At 40.4% G+C, this 16,591-nt stretch carries 15 protein-coding genes and 1 tRNA gene; 11 read left to right on the plus strand and 5 right to left on the minus strand.

What is annotated here, in order from left to right:
- Positions 1-9 precede the first annotated feature (9 nt).
- Genes FVA69_RS16995 through FVA69_RS17015 form a run of 5 tightly spaced genes read left to right on the plus strand, consistent with a single transcriptional unit; the run spans position 10 to position 5,602 of the window.
- Complete coding sequence (locus FVA69_RS16995; RefSeq protein ID WP_164529156.1) at positions 10-2,040, plus strand: phage tail-collar fiber domain-containing protein; 2,031 nt, start codon at positions 10-12, stop codon at positions 2,038-2,040.
- Positions 2,040-2,654, plus strand: coding sequence for a tail fiber assembly protein (locus FVA69_RS17000; RefSeq protein WP_164529157.1), 615 nt, complete (start codon positions 2,040-2,042; stop codon positions 2,652-2,654). Before FVA69_RS16995 ends, FVA69_RS17000 begins: the two co-directional genes overlap by 1 nt.
- Positions 2,636-3,412, plus strand: coding sequence for a hypothetical protein (locus tag FVA69_RS17005; RefSeq protein WP_238789260.1), 777 nt, complete (start codon positions 2,636-2,638; stop codon positions 3,410-3,412). The genes FVA69_RS17000 and FVA69_RS17005 overlap by 19 nt, the downstream gene beginning before the upstream one ends.
- Positions 3,357-3,923 (plus strand): hypothetical protein, encoded by a 567-nt coding sequence (locus tag FVA69_RS17010; RefSeq protein WP_164529158.1) that lies wholly within the window; start codon positions 3,357-3,359, stop codon positions 3,921-3,923. The genes FVA69_RS17005 and FVA69_RS17010 overlap by 56 nt, the downstream gene beginning before the upstream one ends.
- Positions 3,924-3,925: 2 nt before the next feature.
- Complete coding sequence (locus tag FVA69_RS17015; RefSeq protein WP_164529159.1) at positions 3,926-5,602, plus strand: hypothetical protein; 1,677 nt, start codon at positions 3,926-3,928, stop codon at positions 5,600-5,602.
- 575 nt (positions 5,603-6,177) lie between these two features.
- On the opposite strand, the gene FVA69_RS17020 is transcribed toward FVA69_RS17015, so the two are convergent.
- The 3 genes from FVA69_RS17020 to FVA69_RS17035 all read right to left on the minus strand — a co-directional run bounded on the left by FVA69_RS17020 (position 6,178) and on the right by FVA69_RS17035 (position 8,318).
- Positions 6,178-6,900 carry a PH domain-containing protein gene (locus FVA69_RS17020; protein ID WP_164529160.1) on the minus strand — a complete coding sequence of 241 codons (723 nt, stop codon included), beginning with the start codon at positions 6,898-6,900 and terminating at the stop codon, positions 6,178-6,180.
- Positions 6,901-7,026: 126 nt separating this feature from the next.
- A tRNA-Ile gene (locus FVA69_RS17025) sits at positions 7,027-7,103 on the minus strand.
- Between the two features lie 618 nt (positions 7,104-7,721).
- A complete protein-coding gene (locus FVA69_RS17035; RefSeq protein WP_109911818.1) occupies positions 7,722-8,318 on the minus strand; it encodes a GNAT family N-acetyltransferase in 597 nt (198 codons plus the stop codon).
- 223 nt (positions 8,319-8,541) lie between these two features.
- On the opposite strand from FVA69_RS17035, the gene FVA69_RS17040 reads away from it, so the two are divergent.
- Positions 8,542-10,563, plus strand: coding sequence for an NADPH-dependent 2,4-dienoyl-CoA reductase (locus FVA69_RS17040; RefSeq protein ID WP_164529161.1), 2,022 nt, complete (start codon positions 8,542-8,544; stop codon positions 10,561-10,563).
- A gap of 109 nt (positions 10,564-10,672) precedes the next feature.
- Here FVA69_RS17040 and sstT read toward each other — a convergent pair whose 3' ends face one another.
- Positions 10,673-11,926, minus strand: coding sequence for a serine/threonine transporter SstT (gene sstT / locus FVA69_RS17045; RefSeq protein WP_004908393.1), 1,254 nt, complete (start codon positions 11,924-11,926; stop codon positions 10,673-10,675).
- Between the two features lie 263 nt (positions 11,927-12,189).
- Positions 12,190-13,149, minus strand: coding sequence for a TerC family protein (locus FVA69_RS17050; RefSeq protein WP_109911701.1), 960 nt, complete (start codon positions 13,147-13,149; stop codon positions 12,190-12,192).
- Between the two features lie 613 nt (positions 13,150-13,762).
- Here FVA69_RS17050 and FVA69_RS17055 point away from each other — a divergent pair.
- From FVA69_RS17055 to FVA69_RS17075, 5 genes are all read left to right on the plus strand, one after another.
- Positions 13,763-14,431, plus strand: coding sequence for a DedA family protein (locus FVA69_RS17055; protein WP_004908389.1), 669 nt, complete (start codon positions 13,763-13,765; stop codon positions 14,429-14,431).
- Positions 14,432-14,668: 237 nt separating this feature from the next.
- Positions 14,669-14,974 carry a DUF883 family protein gene (locus FVA69_RS17060; RefSeq protein ID WP_109911700.1) on the plus strand — a complete coding sequence of 102 codons (306 nt, stop codon included), beginning with the start codon at positions 14,669-14,671 and terminating at the stop codon, positions 14,972-14,974.
- Positions 14,975-14,980: 6 nt separating this feature from the next.
- Entirely contained in the window at positions 14,981-15,388 is a 408-nt protein-coding gene (locus tag FVA69_RS17065) for a phage holin family protein (RefSeq protein WP_004908385.1), read from the plus strand.
- Positions 15,375-15,674, plus strand: coding sequence for a YqjK-like family protein (locus FVA69_RS17070; RefSeq protein ID WP_004908381.1), 300 nt, complete (start codon positions 15,375-15,377; stop codon positions 15,672-15,674). The genes FVA69_RS17065 and FVA69_RS17070 overlap by 14 nt, the downstream gene beginning before the upstream one ends.
- Positions 15,675-15,911: 237 nt before the next feature.
- The gene (locus FVA69_RS17075; RefSeq protein WP_004908378.1) at positions 15,912-16,307 is read left to right on the plus strand and encodes a DoxX family protein; all 396 of its coding nucleotides are present in this window, start codon (positions 15,912-15,914) and stop codon (positions 16,305-16,307) included.
- The last annotated feature ends 284 nt before the right edge of the window (positions 16,308-16,591 follow it).

Below are 16,591 nucleotides of genomic sequence, written 5' to 3' on the forward strand. Positions count from 1 at the left end.
ACTACATTCATGGCATCAGTTATTACTTTAGCTTTCGAAAATTGGAAAGCCCAAGAAGCGGCAAGCGGTAAGGCCGTATTGTTGGATGAATTCGTGTTCGCTAACGTGCCGAATTTAGACCCGGCACAGCCGATTGACCGCAATGAAAAATTACCCCCTGCAAATCAAATTGTTCACCGTCAAACGGTCAATAAAGCAGGTTTAGCCAGCGAAAATGCCGTGGCCTATAGCGTCACGATGGGTGCTGACATTGGTAACTTTGATTTCAACTGGATAGGCTTATTAAATAAAACGTCTGGCACAGTGGCTATGATTACGCACGCGCCAACCCAAAAGAAACTCAAAACCCAAAGCGGGCAGCAAGGAAATGTATTAACCCGTTCATTTATCTTGGAATTTCAGGGCGCAGCCGAAGAAACCCAAATCAAAACCAGTGCGGAAACGTGGCAGATTGATTTTACTGCTCGCTTGTCGGGCATTGATGAAATTCAGCGCCTGATTAACGTTGATAGTTACGGAGCAGCGGCTTTTTTTAATGATGGCTTTGAAGTCACTCGCAGTGGTGAACAATATACCGTTAAAAAAGGCTTGGGTTATGTGGGCGGTTTACGCGGTGAACTGGCACAAAACCAGATTTTAAATGGCCTGCGCAATACTAAGATTTACGCTGATTTTTCTTATCAGGGCAACATTGTTAGTCAGTGGAACACAGTCATTAAAATTACTGCTGCCGCAACATTGAATAATTATGTTGATGCTGCTGGATTTACGCATCAAGTATTCGCCATTGCCAGTATTGACGCATCCGGTAATGTGAAAGATTTACGCCAGATGGGGGCATTAAGTAGTCAAGAAATTAGCGCGTTAGAAGCTCGTTTAAAATTAGATTTAAGTAAAAAAATTGATAAAGCCAGTATTACCCATCAAATGGGGAATAGTACAGAGTTGGTGGTTAGTCAACAGCTTCTGGCTACCGAATTAGGCAAGAAACAACCAGCCGGAGATTATGCCCCTGCCGGAGACTATGCAACGAATGCAGCATTAAACAGCGGGTTAAATGGGAAGTTTGATAAAACGGGTGGGAACATTTCAGGAAATGTGACAGCCGAAGGTGATGTCGCTTCAAAATATAATAGCTATATCGTTAAGTTAGAAACGCGTGGCGGAAAAACGGGCATTGTCTCATCGACTGATAACCAAAAATATCATACCCATGTATTACAGGGAAAAAGCGGCACCTTAATGCATTTGGGGGATGGTGGCTGGATGTCGGATACGGGTGCCGTATTTGGTGGTATTTCATTATTATCAGACTATCGTTTTAATTCCATAGGGTATGCTTATTCTGCCTCTCAAACTGATACCTACCAGAAAACCAATCATCATTTTTTAAATGTTTTTGGTTATGTAAATAGAAATTACGGTGTTCAGCTTGCCTTTACTAACAATGGTCGAGTAGGTTTTCGTAATATAGAAAATAATACCACAAAAGAATGGGAAGATTTTTACACAACTGCCAATACTACAACGGATAGAAATGGCTACTTGCGTGACCTATCAGGGAGCGAAGACCTCCAAAGTGTTCCGATTGGCGGCTCTATTTTGTGGAACGGAGAGTGGGATGTAAATCACCCTAGAGCGGAATTCTTTTGGCCTAATGAAGGGCGTTCATTTTCGGCTGTTACGCACCCTGAACTTGCCAAGATTTTCCCATCACTAAGATTGCCTGATGACCGCGGGTATGCAATCCGTATCGCAGATAATGGAAAAGGCATTGATGCGGGGCGTAAAGTTGGCACATATCAAGAAGATGCAATGCAGAATATCACAGGCGAAATTGGATGGACAGCGAATGGCTTATTCACAATTGCAAATGGTGCATTCACACCGACAGAATCCACATCAAATAGAATTGCATCAGCAGGTGACGCAGGTCTAACAATAGCTAAAGCAAAATTTGATGCATCAAACCAAGTGCGAACCGCGAATGAATTTCGCATGAAAAACGTGGCTAAAATTTTAATAACGAGAGTGAAATAATGAAATACACAACTGAAATTCGACAAGCACAATTTGACAAAGATGGACTTGCAACTGTCTCAGGGTGGGCAACAGTTTACATTTGTGACCCGTACACACGAGAATATGTCAGAGCATCGTTGGATAATGTTCCGTTAGGTGGGTCAGTAGTCGCTGATGCTTACTTAGATAAACCCGAATTACCAACTAAAGAAAACATTGCCATTGTGCGAAGTGCTGATGAGAAGTCATGGCTTCATGTCACAGACTATCGCGGCAAAACAGCGTACAGCACAGAAAATCGACAGGCAATTGATATTGATTTTATTGGTGATTTGCCCATCACATTAACGCTTTTAGAGCCCAAAACTGAGTTTGACGTGTGGAATGGCAAAAAGTGGGTAACAGATACAGAAGCACAAAAAGCGATGCTAGTCGAACAAGCTGAAAGCGAAAAATCGCAGCGGTTAGAAGATGCAGAGCAAAATATCTTAATGCTTGAGCGCAAAGTGCGCTTAGGAATGGCAACCGATGAAGAAATTGAGCTTCTTAGGCAATGGGAAATTTACAGTGTCAAAGTATCTGAGATTGATACCTCAACCGTACCGGATATCGAATGGCCAGTGAAACCATAGTTCATCCAAGATGGCGTAAATCATTGATGAAAATGTCCCCGACTATGTCGGGGTTAACATGTTCGATGGTGCCTGCTCACCCATTTGTTTACGGGCTTGGGCAAAAAACCGATACAGGCTGCTATTTAAGCCCAACCAACGCCATTAATCACATTGCAAAGAAATTAGCGGGTGCGGGTGAAACTGACATTGTTGTCATGATGGTGTGCGCTAAATCACAAGTCGAATTTATGTCATTGTTGCAAGTGTTTTCGTCTGTATTTCCATTGCCTGTTTTCTCACAGGTGGAACGTATGGCAAAAACAGCGGCTAATCTGCAAGTTACCAAAATGCAATTGCCGAGCAAACAGTTTGGCGGCTTACCCAAGCCACAGGCACTATCAACATCAACAAGTCGGGCAACAATTAATGCCCAACTGATTGAACAGACCAAAAACAGTGCGGGCAGTGCAAGCAGTATCGATACCATGAAATCAGCGATGTCAGGATTTAAATCAGCGAGAGAGACCGCGCTTAAAGAGATTGGCAATAAACTCACGGATTTACTTGGAAAATCCGTGGTTATTTGGAGTTTTACGGGCAAAGGTACAGGTGATTATTTAGCGGAACAGCTACAAAAAGATATCCCTGAGCCAGATGCCATTTTTACATTGGCTACACTGTTCGCAGGAAGCGAACTTGCACCACTAAAGGGAATGCTTCATGATCCAACAAAATCAATCAACAGCACAGAACCCGACAATTACGCTCGCCCTTGATGGTGAAGCTATTCCGCTGAAAAACATCAAAGTTAATTCGTCAATTCAATTTCAAGATAAAGACCAGTCCGGTCAAACGTCAAGCACATCCGTTGCAGAGCAAGGCATTAAGCCACAAGAGTTGCGCATAACGGGCGTGATTAATTTTATTGATGAAAAAATACTCACACGCCTATTTACCTTAGCGAGAGCCACCGAAAACGGAAAGCTAAAACGTTATCGGGTGGCAAACCACACAGCTAAAGCGATTAATTTTCGCATTGGTACTTTTACCAACAATATTGATGCCAGTGAAATTGACGGGCAGATGGCGTGGCAAGTCACATTCACATTAAGAGAGCATTTATCTGTTTCTGAGAAAAAAGACGCCAGAGCCGCAGCCCAAGTCAAAGCGAAAAAGCAGACGGGCAACCCGAAAGCACCGACGGCAGAGTCACAAGAAGAAAAAGACGAATTAACATGGTTTGAAAGTACGGTTTTGAAACCGATTAATGATTATGGGAATAAATAATAATGAAACCGATTAGCCGTTGTTATTTATCTAATGATGAAGTCCATATTGTGGATGCTAAAATCATGCTTGAACTATCAGCCTGTGGTCGTGGTTTTTTGACGGTTGAGACAGAAAATGATTACATAGGTAAATTAGTTCGCTTTGATACGGGGTACACGGATTCATTGTATCGGTATTTCACTGGATATGTTGAGCGGTCACAACCTGCCGATAATGGCTTTCAAAAATTATTTGTTCGTGAGCTCGTTGGCTTGTTTGATAAAATGTGGCCATGTTCATTCCAGCACCCTACATTAAAAACCATCACCGACTATCTACACGAAAATAGCGGCCTAACCTTTATTTTACCCGATGCGAAATATATCAATACACCTATTCCTCATTTCACCCACAATGGTACCGGATATCAACTACTCACTAATTTAGGGGCAGTTTTTAGTATCACTGATTATGTGTGGTACCAAATGCCCGATGGTAAAGTTTTTGTCGGCAGTTGGGTTGATTCGATGTTCACAGCCGATAACCACGAAATACCTACAGAGTTTTCGAAAAATCAATCTGCTGGTAACAGCGCCACTTATCCATTAATCCCCGCTTTACGTGCTGGAACCGTGGTAAATAATCAGCGGGTTAATAAAATTCAGCTTGAAAATGACGATATTACGCTCTATTGGACAGCCGCAAATCCACTGACAGGGAAAGCCGAAAATAAGAGTCCAATTCAAAAGCAAATTGATAAAGCTTATCCCGAATTATCAGCGGGTTTGCATTTACCAAAATTCGCGCGAATTGAATCACCGAGCGAGTCAGTTAGTGCCGGTGATATTTCTGACCCATTCAGACCGAAATATGCCGTTGACGTACAATTGCTAGATAGTGACGGTAACGAATCAGCCGCACCAACTTACAAAGCCGTACCTTTACCACTACCAATGGCAGGCGGTGAAAGCGGTATGTTTCAATTTCCACCGGAGGGAACATTAGTCGAAATTGCTTTTGAGGGCGGCAGGCCAGATAAACCGTTTATCCGGCAAACGCTCAGTCAAAATAATACCCTACCGGACATACAACCAGGGGAGCAATTGCAGCAACAGCGCAAAGAAGTTTTTCAGCGTGTAACCCAAGATGGGAGCTGGAACCGTGAAACTGACCAAAGCATTAATGAAGCGTCAATGTTACGTATTATCAAAGCGGACAAAGAACAGCGCGAACTGGTCGCGAGGGAAACCACAGTACAGGCCAGCGACACATTAACCATTCTAGGTACACGAAAATTACTAGCGGGCGCTATACAGCAATTATCAGAGGGTGACTACTCAATCGCCACATCATCAAATTATGTCGCCAGTATTGAAAAAGACATGACACTTGATGTTGGACAAAACTCAACTATCACCGTGGGACAAAAGCTGATAGAGAAAGTTGGACAAATAAAACAAAGTATCGCAGGCGCACAGCAACAAATTATTGCCCCTGTTGTTTGGATAGGTAACCAGCAAATCAACGTCGCACAGCTAATGATAGACACACTTGATGTAGTGAAAGAATTAGCAGAATTGACAGCAGCACACACTCACAGCAATACAGGCGCACCATTAAACGCGCAAGATATCAAAGGCACAGGCACCAAGTCAGACACCTTGAATAAAAAGTATTCTCCCGTCATTGGTAAGTAAAGTTATCGTCCACCATTTGCCCACCGAGTGTGGGCTTTTTTATGCATCCAATATAGCAGCCTGAGCGCAACTCAGAGCGCGCCAATTACCCAACCACATCACGCAATAAATAAAATGGATCGCACTTACTGTATTGCGCTGGCGAGTCACAGCGCCCACGAAATAAAAGATTTCACCACGTAAAACGCACTACACCGCACCCGCCTGCACAATTTGGATCTAAAAATTATTTCAGTTTTAAAATTCTACAAAACATATCGCCAAGCCGCGCCAATACTAGAGAGTTGCCAAAAATCTCAAACTGAAATGTGTGAAAAGAATTTCAATAGATTTCAGTTTTTAGATCACGAAATAGATCGCGCTAAAAACACAACACAATGAAATATATGAATATTTCATATTTTACGTGGGTTTCATTGGATCGCGATATTAGCCGCATAATTTCAAAAAGCCAGTAACCATGCGGCTTAAGAGGAATTGAAAAACTGAAATGAGTTACAAAAATATTTGGAGAAATTAGCGTGACATACTTTTTAAAAAATAAATCACGCTGTGACATGTCACGAAAAAATAAATCATTCAGATATTTGAAGTGGAGCCAGAAGCCTGTCTTTTTGTTGTGTAAACTCTTTCTTAGTAAGAACACCATCATTAGTTAAATCGCTAAGTTTATCTATATCATCACAGAGCTTTAAAATATTAATTTCTAATTTATTATTTGAGGTTGTTGATAAAGAGAATTCTTTTATTATTGAAAACTCCTTGTTAGTAATAACATCAAAGTGTTTAAGTTCTTCAAGCCTTTCCAGTATTTCAATGAGTAAATCAGTATCAGACTTCACTGGGCTAGGATTTGTGGTATTTGGTGGCGGTGTGATAGTACTACTTTCTGCTGCTTGTAATGAATTGATAGCATTAGAAAACATTAAGGCAGATTCTTTATCAACTCCACCAAAAATTAATTGGGAATTTTTTAGGCTAATAGTTAATGTACAACTCAATAAGTGATTCTTGGAATCAATATTAACTATATCTTTAGATAATACCTTTTCAAAACTTAGACCTTTAAAAAGCCCTGAACTAACTAAATACAAATTAGTATCTGTTAACAGTACAACGCGATGTTTTCTTCCATCAAGATCACCTCTAAAAACACTTAGAGGAGTTTCTTGAGACCCCATCTGCCTTATGATGTAAATAAATTCGCTTTTTTTGCGTGCTGCAATTGTATTTTTACCACCACTTAATCTTGCTAGTTCAGAGACAAGAACCTCATTAGATGCAGAAGAATAATCCATACTCATCAACCCTCTTAAAAAAGTGATACTGAAAATCACTGAGACACTTTTGAGACACTGGCTTTCAGATACAAAAAAGCCACTTGCTAAGAAGTGGCTTAATACGCTGATTTAACAGCTAAAATTTGGTGGCCCCTACTGGACTTGAACCAGTGACCAATCGATTATGAGTCGACTGCTCTAACCAACTGAGCTAAGGGGCCAAAGTGGAGAGGATTATACGTGTAGTTTTAGCTTAGGTCTAGTGTTTCGAAACCGTATGCTGAAATTGTGTTCAACTCAATCCCTCCTCTTATAATTCAATGCGATAGCATAAGCAATTGCTATCATTTGAAAGTCGTTTCCTGCAATTTTAATGAGCTCTACTCTTTTTTATTTAAATCAGTTTCTCACACCTTATCTATATTTAACTTTTACCAATATCAAATTAATAATAAAAACAACATCATAATGGCAACTAAACTTATTAAAAGCTCTTAATTCAAATAATTGATATAAAACAATATTTTTACATTCAGACCTCACAATATAGTTTATAGATAATTCGCATATAGGACAGAAATGATGAAAAAAGTACGTGTAGTTCAATATGGTTGCGGAAAAATGGGTAAATTTTTGATCCGTTACTTGTAAGAACATGGTGCTGACGTTGTGGCGACTTTTGAAATCAATAAAGCGGTTATTGGCAAAAATATAGGCGAAATCACAGGAGCGAGGCCAACAGAGGTTAAAGTACAAGCGCTACATAAAGCAGCGAAATGTTAAAGCTTGATGTTGGCATCATCGCCCACCTTTCGGTGGGCGATTACTGGCACCTAATCTTAGCGCGGTTTCACCATCTGCCATTCTAAGTGATGTTTTATCGACGGCCATTCTGATTCGATAATGCTATATACACAGCTATCACGTAGCTCACCTGTTTTAGTTTTCATATGGTTGCGCAAAATACCATCGAGCTTGGCCCCTAAACGTTCAATAGCTCGACGACTTTGACTATTTAAAAAGTGCGTACGAAACTCCACTGCAACGCAATTTAATTCCTCAAAAGCATGCTTTAACAGCAAATATTTAGCCTCTGTATTTAATGCAGTACGTTGTACTTCGACCCCATACCAAGTGGCACCGATTTCAACCCGTCTTACCGCATGGTCCACACGGTTATAAGAAGTAATACCAACAGGCTTACCAGTGCGTTTATCAATCACCACAAAAGGTAAACATTCCTTTTTCTGGAAATTTTCCAGACGCTTTTCCACATCTTGAGAAAAATGCTCAGGCTCAGGAACTAAGGCATACCACAAATTATTTAACCCATCTCGTCGAATGATATCTGCCAGTTCGACATCATATTGGTGAGATAGAGGTTCAAGGCGAACGTATTCACCTTCTAAAGTAATAGCTTGGCAAATCTCTTTCATCATTGTTTCCCCTATATCGTTCTTTATGCTGTGTGTCTCTTTTTTTAATCTCTGTTTATGACATAAAAATAAAAAAACACCTATTTTTTATGACACTCAGCTATTTAACCGAAAACATATGATAAAAATCACAAAATTTTAACATCTTTACCAAATTGCAGCTTCATTACGCTACAGTTGACTCATCTGACCTGTTAATGAAATCCCGAATGGGAGTATAATAATGAGCAATTTTCCACACCTTTTTACCCCGCTTGATTTAGGCCACACTATCCTAAAAAATCGCATTTTGATGGGCTCGATGCATACTGGGCTTGAAGAGCACCCGCAAGGCAGTGAACGACTGGCACATTTCTATCGCTTACGCGCCGAAAATGGTGTCAGCCTCATCATTACCGGTGGCATCGCCCCCAATCCTGAAGGGGCGCTTACCGCACATGGCGCGGTACTAAATGATGAAAAACAGCTGTCATTTCATCAACAAATCACGGATGCCGTCCACCAAGCTGACGGTAAAATCGCCTTACAAATTTTGCATGCAGGGCGCTATGGGCTACACCCCAAATTAGTTGCCCCAAGCCCTATTCAAGCTGAAATTATTCCATTCGCCCCCAGAGAGCTCTCAACTGATGACGTTGAAAAAACGATTGATGACTTTGTGACAACAGCCAAACTCGCTCAACAAGCAGGCTATGATGGTGTCGAAATTATGGGCTCCGAAGGCTATTTAATTAACCAATTCATCACCAAACGTACCAACCATAGAACCGATAAATGGGGTGGAAGTTACACAAACCGAATTCGTTTTCCTATTGAAATCGTACGGCGAATACGGGAAGCTGTTGGCGCTAACTTTATTATTATTTATCGACTTTCCATGTTGGATTTAGTTGAAGAAGGTTCAATATGGGAAGAAATCGAATTACTCGCCAAACAAATTGAAAATGCAGGCGCCAGTATGATTAACACGGGTATTGGTTGGCACGAAGCTCGAATACCGACGATAGCAACGCAAGTTCCCCGTAGTGCATTTAGTTGGGTTACCCAGAAATTAATGGGAAAAGTGAATATTCCGCTGATAACCACTAACCGCATCAATGACCCTTTTGTTGCAGAACATATTATTGCCAATCATCAAGCCGATATGGTTTCAATGGCTCGGCCGTTTCTGGCTGATGAAGCGTTTGTTCGTAAAGCGGCAGAAAATAGAGCAGACGAAATCAACACCTGCATTGGCTGCAACCAAGCCTGTCTCGACCTCATTTTTAGTGGCAAACTGGCCAGTTGTTTAGTTAACCCACAAGCCGTTAGAGAAATGGATTACCCCAACGAAAAAGCCCCACAGAGTAAATCTGTTGCAGTTGTTGGCGCAGGGCCTGCTGGGTTGTCTTGTGCAATTTACGCGGCAAAACGGGGGCATCGCGTCACTTTGTTTGAAAAATCTAACCACATAGGTGGGCAATTTAACCTCGCAAAGCAAATACCCGGTAAAGAAGAGTTTCATGAAACTATCCGTTACTTCTGCCGACAACTAGAACTATTACATATTGATGTACGCCTTGAACACCAAGCCGATGTTGACTGTTTATCGGGATTTGATGAGGTCATTATTGCAACGGGCGTCACCCCACGGAAAATCCAGCTCGAAGGCATTGAACACCATAAAGTCATTTCTTATATCGATGTCATCACCAAACAGCGTTCTGTTGGTAAAAGCGCCGCTATTATTGGTGCTGGAGGGATTGGCTTTGATGTTGCTGAATTGCTAACCCAGGAAGGGAAAAGTAGCAGTTTAGATACTTCACTATTTAATAAAGAGTGGAATATTGATACCTCAATTCATTCTAAAGGTGGCGTATTCCCCCCACAAAAAGTCCCTATGGCATCAGCCCGTCAATTGTACTTATTACAGCGTAAAAATAGTAAAGTTGGGGCAGGCCTTGGTAAAACGACGGGTTGGGTTCACCGTTTATCACTGATGAAACGTGGTGTTCATATGCTAAATGGTGTTGAATACATGCGAGTTGATGACGAAGGGCTCCATATTCGCTATCAAGATAAAACGCAGTGCCTTCCCGTTGACAATGTGATTTTATGTGCAGGACAAGAGCCTTACCGTCCATTAAAAATACAATTAGCAGAACGTGGCATTAATGCCCATGTTATTGGCGGTGCTGATGTAGCAGCCGAGCTTGACGCTCGCCGCGCAATTGAACAAGGAATGAAAATCGCGTATCAGCTTTGATTGCTCGTTCTGTTGGTGAGGTTTGTCACTGACAATTAACCGTATTTTCAAAAATAAAGGCAGAGATTGTTTTCACGATCCCTGCCTTTTTATTTAGTTCACTTGCTCATTAATCACGGTGAGATAACCGCGCTTCCGCGTTCGCCAGTTTCTCATCTTCCGCTAAACACACCGCCGCAGTAAATAACACGTCAGTTGAAGAATTAAGCGCCGTTTCTGCTGAATCCTGTAACACGCCAATCATCACACCAACTGCGACCACTTGCATCGCAATCTCATTTGAAATACCAAACATGTTACAAGCTAATGGGATCAGCAATAGTGAGCCCCCCGCAACCCCAGAGGCGCCACATGCACAAACTGCTGCCACAACACTTAATAATAATGCCGTTGGGATATCAACAGGGATCCCTAACGTATGTACCGCAGCTAACGTCAGAACAGTAATCGTTACCGCTGCACCTGCCATATTGATTGTTGCACCTAATGGGATAGAAACAGAGTAGGTATCTTCATGCAGATTCATACGACGACACATCCCCATATTCACAGGAATATTCGCTGCAGAACTACGTGTAAAGAATGCCGTTACCCCACTTTCACGTAAACAAGCGAAAACTAATGGATATGGGTTGCGTTTCATTTTCCAATACACAATTAGTGGATTAACAATGAAAGCAACAATTAACATACAGCCAATTAATACTGCGAGAACATGTATATAGCCTTTTAAGGTTGCAAAGCCTGTCGTTGCGATAGTTGAAGCAACTAAGCCAAAAATCCCTAAAGGCGCTAAGCGGATCACAACACGTACCAGTTGTGTTACTGCATTAGAAAAGTCATGAACTAAATTTTTTGTGGTTTCATTTGCATGGCGCAGCGCAATACCCAGCCCGATCGCCCACGCTAATATACCAATATAATTACCCTTAATCAGTGCGTCGACAGGATTCGCAAATATATTGATTAGCAAACCTTTTAACACTTCGGCAATATTACCCGGTGGATTTAACTGTGTATCCCCCACGGCTAAAACTAAACTTGACGGGAACAGGAAAGAACCAATAACGGCAACAACCGCGGCAAAAAATGTTCCCAAAATATACAACACCAGGATCGGTTTGATATTGGTTTTTTGCCCTTGACGATGGTTAGCAATGGATGACATCACTAACACCCATACCAATACCGGAGCAACCGCCTTTAACGCACTAACGAATAAATCCCCTAACAACCCGACATTTTTTGCAGCAGATGGCCATAACCATGCAAGCAAAATACCCGCGACCAAGCCAACCAGTATCTGTTTGACTAGACTACCTTGGCTAATAACTCGCCATAACCCTGTTTTATTTGTATCCATAATAGACCTATATTATTTATCTTTATTAGGAATTAAATGTGTTTGCACAGCAAGTATAAGGAATAATAGTCGCCTGAAAAGGCAATTATTCAAAATATACACAATGATTGACTTTGTTTAACAAACATTTTACATAACTGTGATCTCAATAGAGTTTTGTTTCTTATAGTAGAATGAGAGGAGTAAAATGGTTGAGTATTTTCATAGGGTTAAAAAAAATCCCCTACTTTTACAGTAGAGGATTTAAAAATAAAAAAGTTAAATTAACTTTTTGCTTCGTTACGTTTATTAACAATGGCATTAATGATTAACGTTACGACTAAGATTGAGGCAATTACCCCCAACGAAATCGGCGTTGGAATATGGAAAATATCAATCAATAGCATTTTTATACCGATAAAGCTTAAAATTACTGCTAAGCCGTATTTTAGCATTGAGAACTTTTCAGCAACTCCAGACAACAAGAAATACATCGCACGTAGGCCTAAAATGGCAAATAAGTTCGATGTTAAAACAATGAATGGGTCAGTCGTTACCGCAAAAATAGCAGGTATGCTGTCCACCGCAAATATCACGTCACTAATTTCAACTAAAATCAGCACTAAAATAAGTGGGGTCGCAAATAGGACACCATTACGTTTAATAAAGAATTTTTCACCATGCAATTCATCCGTCATACGTAAATGAGAACGAACCCATTTTACTAACGGTTTATCCGTGATTGGCGAGTCATCTTCTTTAGCAAAAGCCATTTTCAAACCAGTAAATAGCAAAAACAAGCCAAATACATATAAAATCCAGCTAAATTGTGTGACTAACCAACTACCTGCAAAAATCATAATCGTACGAAGTACGATAGCGCCTAATACTCCATAAACCAGCACACGACGCTGTAAATTTGCAGGGATTGCAAAATAACTAAAGAGCATTAACCAAACGAATACGTTATCAACAGCTAATGCTTTTTCTAATAAATAACCCGTTAAGAACGCCATTGTTTGGCTATCGGCAAACTCACGTCCCACGTTTTCATTAAGATACCACCAAAAGCCCGCCGCAAAGAGAAGCGAAAGCGTTACCCACACGATACTCCAAGCCGCAGCTTGTTTCATCGACATTGCTTGGCCTTTGTGTTTCCCTTGCCAGAACAAATCAATGAGTAACATAAGTAAAATAATAACGGCAAAACTACCCCATAAAATTGGGTTACCAACTGAGTGCATTTTCCTTTCCCTTAAAAACAAAAAACGGCTGATATCCAGAAGACATCAGCCGCTTAAAATTCATTAACCACAAGTTATGTCTTTTGGTTGTAAATTATGAGCAAACCTCGCCTTCTGGCAAGGTCTCACTTACAACACAAATAACCCGAAAACAGGGAACTGTGGTGCTCGGCTACCGGGTGTAATGAGTACACCGTAATGACGATAAACCGACAAGAAGAAGTTACTCCCCTTTGCTATGGCGATAAGATACGGTAAATAGTCTTAAAATGCAATAATTAGCCATTATTGTTTTATCGTTATTTTTTTACATTAAAAGATAAATTAACCAGTATATTTCGCATACTCTAAGCAAAAAACAGGCTAAAAGCCGTTTTTAAGCACTTTACATCATTACATGGCACACAGTAATTTGTAAAAATCGGCCGAAACTTAAATGAATTCTAAAAATAAGCTTAAAATTTGCTGTTTAGTTATTTTCTGTTTTGTTAAAGTGAGCGTGCTTTACACTAACAGCCTGAGGAAACACTACTTTCACTTTGGCATTCACTTAATCCATTTCTCCCTGCCCAACAACAAGTTTGTTGCTGTTATTGCCGTTTAGGAAACATTAATGGAATTAGTTAAAGAACTTTTTTTCGCCCTTTGGCACCAAGATTATGTCACCCTATCTAACCCTGCGTTAGTGTGGTCGATTTATTTCATGCTGTTCGCTATCTTGTTTCTTGAAAACGGGGTATTACCTGCAGCGTTTTTACCTGGCGATAGCTTGTTGATTTTAGTTGGTGTACTCATCGCTAAAGGCACATTAAGTTATCCACTCACCATCGTAATTTTAACCGCTGGCGCCAGTTTAGGTTGCTGGGTAGGTTATATACAAGGGCGATGGCTAGGGAACACACGTATTGTTAAAGGCTGGCTAGCACACTTACCCGAACACTACCACCAACGCGCTCATGGCTTATTCCATCGTCATGGCCTCGCTGCCTTATTAATTGGCCGTTTTTTAGCTTTTGTTAGAACACTGCTTCCAACAATTGCAGGCCTCGCAGGTTTGCAGAATGGCCGTTTCCAAGTATTTAATTGGTTAAGTGGTCTGTTGTGGGTGTTAATTTTAACGGCTATCGGTTATGGCTTTGGTAAAAGCCCAATCTTCCTACAATATGAGCATCACATTATGAATGTATTGATGCTAATTCCTGTAGGCTTATTAATCCTTGGGTTAATCGGTAGTATTGCTGTTGTCGTAAAGAAAAAACTGTCTAGCAAAAAAGCAAATTAATCCGCCTATGCGAGAACTTCGAGTTCTCGCATTTTTATTTTTACCTAATTTTACGTCTTAATATTTCTATCCCTTACAACTAAGTTAACCTACTAATATTAAAAATATTTTCCTAAATACTATTTTTTACATTTTTTCTGATCCCATAATTTATTATCGAATAATTCATTGCACTTAATGCAAAAACAGTTATTGTTAATACAGTGAAGTTTCTTTTCTATTGATAGGAGGTTCTATATGTCATTAAATCATTCATCAGAAGACCTACGTGCGGAACTAAAAGCGTTAGCAGATTCTCTTGAAGCCGTATTGAATGATACAGGCGAGAAGTCGAAAGAAGAGATTGAAAGCTTAAAATCCAAAGCGAAAGATGTACTTTACTCATCTCGTGCTAAGCTCGGCCAAACCACCGAAAGGATCACTGAACAAACTAAAGAAATTGCGGGTCGCGCAGACAACTATGTCAAAGAAAATCCATGGACTGGTATCGGTATTGGTGCTGCCGTTGGTGTAGTTCTTGGCGTACTTCTCGCGAAACGTTAATTGCTTATGGAACAAAATCAACAACGTCAGGGCCCCGGTAAAGGGGTCCTTGAAATACTGCAACGCATCGCCAGTATTACCGTTAATATTGTTGAAACTCGCCTTCAGCTCATTGCCGTTGAGCTCGAAGAAGAGAAAGTTAATTTTATCCAGTTGCTATTATTAGTTGGGCTAGCGCTTCTTTTTACTGCTTTTGGCCTGATGTGTCTAATTGGGCTCATTTTTTGGTCTGTAGACCCTGTTTACCGTTATCAAGCACTGGCTATCACTACAGGGAGTTTGGTTCTACTCGCCATTATCTTTGCTAGTTGGGCGCTCAAAAAAGCGAAACAGTCCACTTTATTGAGCTCCACACGGGAGCAACTAAGCCAAGATGCAAATGCATTAGCAGGTAAGGATAATGACCAGAAATAAACGCCAATTACTTGCCGAAAAAAAACAACGGTTACTCAACAGAATTGAGCAGCAACGGAATGACCTTGCTGCCAGTTCTGAGGATTGGCTACATGTGACAGCCCCTTATGACCGTACATGGAAAGCCTTCGTTACCTTCCGTCCTTTGTTTATTGCAGCAACAGGCCTGCTTTCGATTTATTCACTAAAAAAACCACAACGTATACTTCAATTAGGGAAAAAAGCCTTCACAATGTGGGGCATAGTAAGAACAATTCAAAGTACAATTAATGCAGGAAAAAAATAATTCAACTTAAAATCAATAGGTTAGTCTAACCACTACACTTCAACTCATTTCCCCCTCACCACAGTTCAAATTTTTTGACCATCTTTGTGAATAAGCTTTGCTTTTTATTGAATAAGCAAATGACTATTATAAGCCCATCGAATGTTTTCTTACCTATTTGTGCTGAAAACAACACTACAAAGCGACATATATCGCAACTAATTTATATTTAATGACTTATTAGTCTGGAGAATCTCAATGAAAAATTTAGAGAGTGGTGCGGTATTATTAGCTCGCATTATGATGCCAATTCTGTTCATTGTCGCAGGGTATGGAAAACTGGGAGATGCATACGCTGGAACACAACAATACATGCAAGCAATGGGTGTTCCAGGCTTTTTATTACCTTTAACCATTTTATTAGAACTTGGCGGTGGTTTAGCGGTTTTATTCGGTTTCTTAACTCGGACTGTCGCTTTATTTACCGCAGGCTTTACGGTATTAACCGCACTCCTGTTCCATATCGACTTTAGCGTTGCACCAAATAGCTTAATGTTTATGAAAAACTTTACTATTGCCGGCGGTTTCTTACTGTTAGCTGTGACCGGCCCAGGAAAATTTAGTATTGACCATTTATTAAATAAAAAATGGTAATTCCGATTTCATTATCACCCTTATTAATTTAGCTTCATTTTTTGTCCAACTTATACCTCCTTCGGGAGGTATTTTTTTATTCAAAATAATTGTTTTGAAGTTAATAGAAACTAAATCATCGTTATCAGTAAATGAAAATTAAGCTGGGCAGCTTTATTTATTCTTGTTGAATCCCCACTAATATCACGCGACTCGTAAGCTCTAAATAGTTTGAGTTGTAGGTAGGTGGCAAATTGATGTTGATGGGTTTATTTTTCAACCTCAAGTTAACTTCTAAATAATTC

The organism is Providencia sp. PROV004 (assembly GCF_011045615.1).
GTDB classification, from domain to species: Bacteria; Pseudomonadota; Gammaproteobacteria; order Enterobacterales; family Enterobacteriaceae; genus Providencia; species Providencia rettgeri.

Bases quoted from the DNA above. Each gene is read 5' to 3' on its own strand.
- FVA69_RS17020 (WP_164529160.1), bottom strand. From the start codon at position 6,900: ATGGATTATTCTTCTGCATCTAATGAGGTTCTTGTCTCTGAACTAGCA.
- FVA69_RS16995 (WP_164529156.1), top strand. From the start codon at position 10: ATGGCATCAGTTATTACTTTAGCTTTCGAAAATTGGAAAGCCCAAGAA.
- FVA69_RS17005 (WP_238789260.1), top strand. From the start codon at position 2,636: ATGGCCAGTGAAACCATAGTTCATCCAAGATGGCGTAAATCATTGATG.
- FVA69_RS17050 (WP_109911701.1), bottom strand. From the start codon at position 13,149: ATGCACTCAGTTGGTAACCCAATTTTATGGGGTAGTTTTGCCGTTATT.
- FVA69_RS17075 (WP_004908378.1), top strand. From the start codon at position 15,912: ATGAAAAATTTAGAGAGTGGTGCGGTATTATTAGCTCGCATTATGATG.
- FVA69_RS17010 (WP_164529158.1), top strand. From the start codon at position 3,357: ATGATCCAACAAAATCAATCAACAGCACAGAACCCGACAATTACGCTC.
- FVA69_RS17035 (WP_109911818.1), bottom strand. From the start codon at position 8,318: ATGAAAGAGATTTGCCAAGCTATTACTTTAGAAGGTGAATACGTTCGC.
- FVA69_RS17055 (WP_004908389.1), top strand. From the start codon at position 13,763: ATGGAATTAGTTAAAGAACTTTTTTTCGCCCTTTGGCACCAAGATTAT.
- sstT (WP_004908393.1), bottom strand. From the start codon at position 11,926: ATGGATACAAATAAAACAGGGTTATGGCGAGTTATTAGCCAAGGTAGT.
- FVA69_RS17000 (WP_164529157.1), top strand. From the start codon at position 2,040: ATGAAATACACAACTGAAATTCGACAAGCACAATTTGACAAAGATGGA.
- FVA69_RS17060 (WP_109911700.1), top strand. From the start codon at position 14,669: ATGTCATTAAATCATTCATCAGAAGACCTACGTGCGGAACTAAAAGCG.
- FVA69_RS17065 (WP_004908385.1), top strand. From the start codon at position 14,981: ATGGAACAAAATCAACAACGTCAGGGCCCCGGTAAAGGGGTCCTTGAA.
- FVA69_RS17015 (WP_164529159.1), top strand. From the start codon at position 3,926: ATGAAACCGATTAGCCGTTGTTATTTATCTAATGATGAAGTCCATATT.
- FVA69_RS17070 (WP_004908381.1), top strand. From the start codon at position 15,375: ATGACCAGAAATAAACGCCAATTACTTGCCGAAAAAAAACAACGGTTA.
- FVA69_RS17040 (WP_164529161.1), top strand. From the start codon at position 8,542: ATGAGCAATTTTCCACACCTTTTTACCCCGCTTGATTTAGGCCACACT.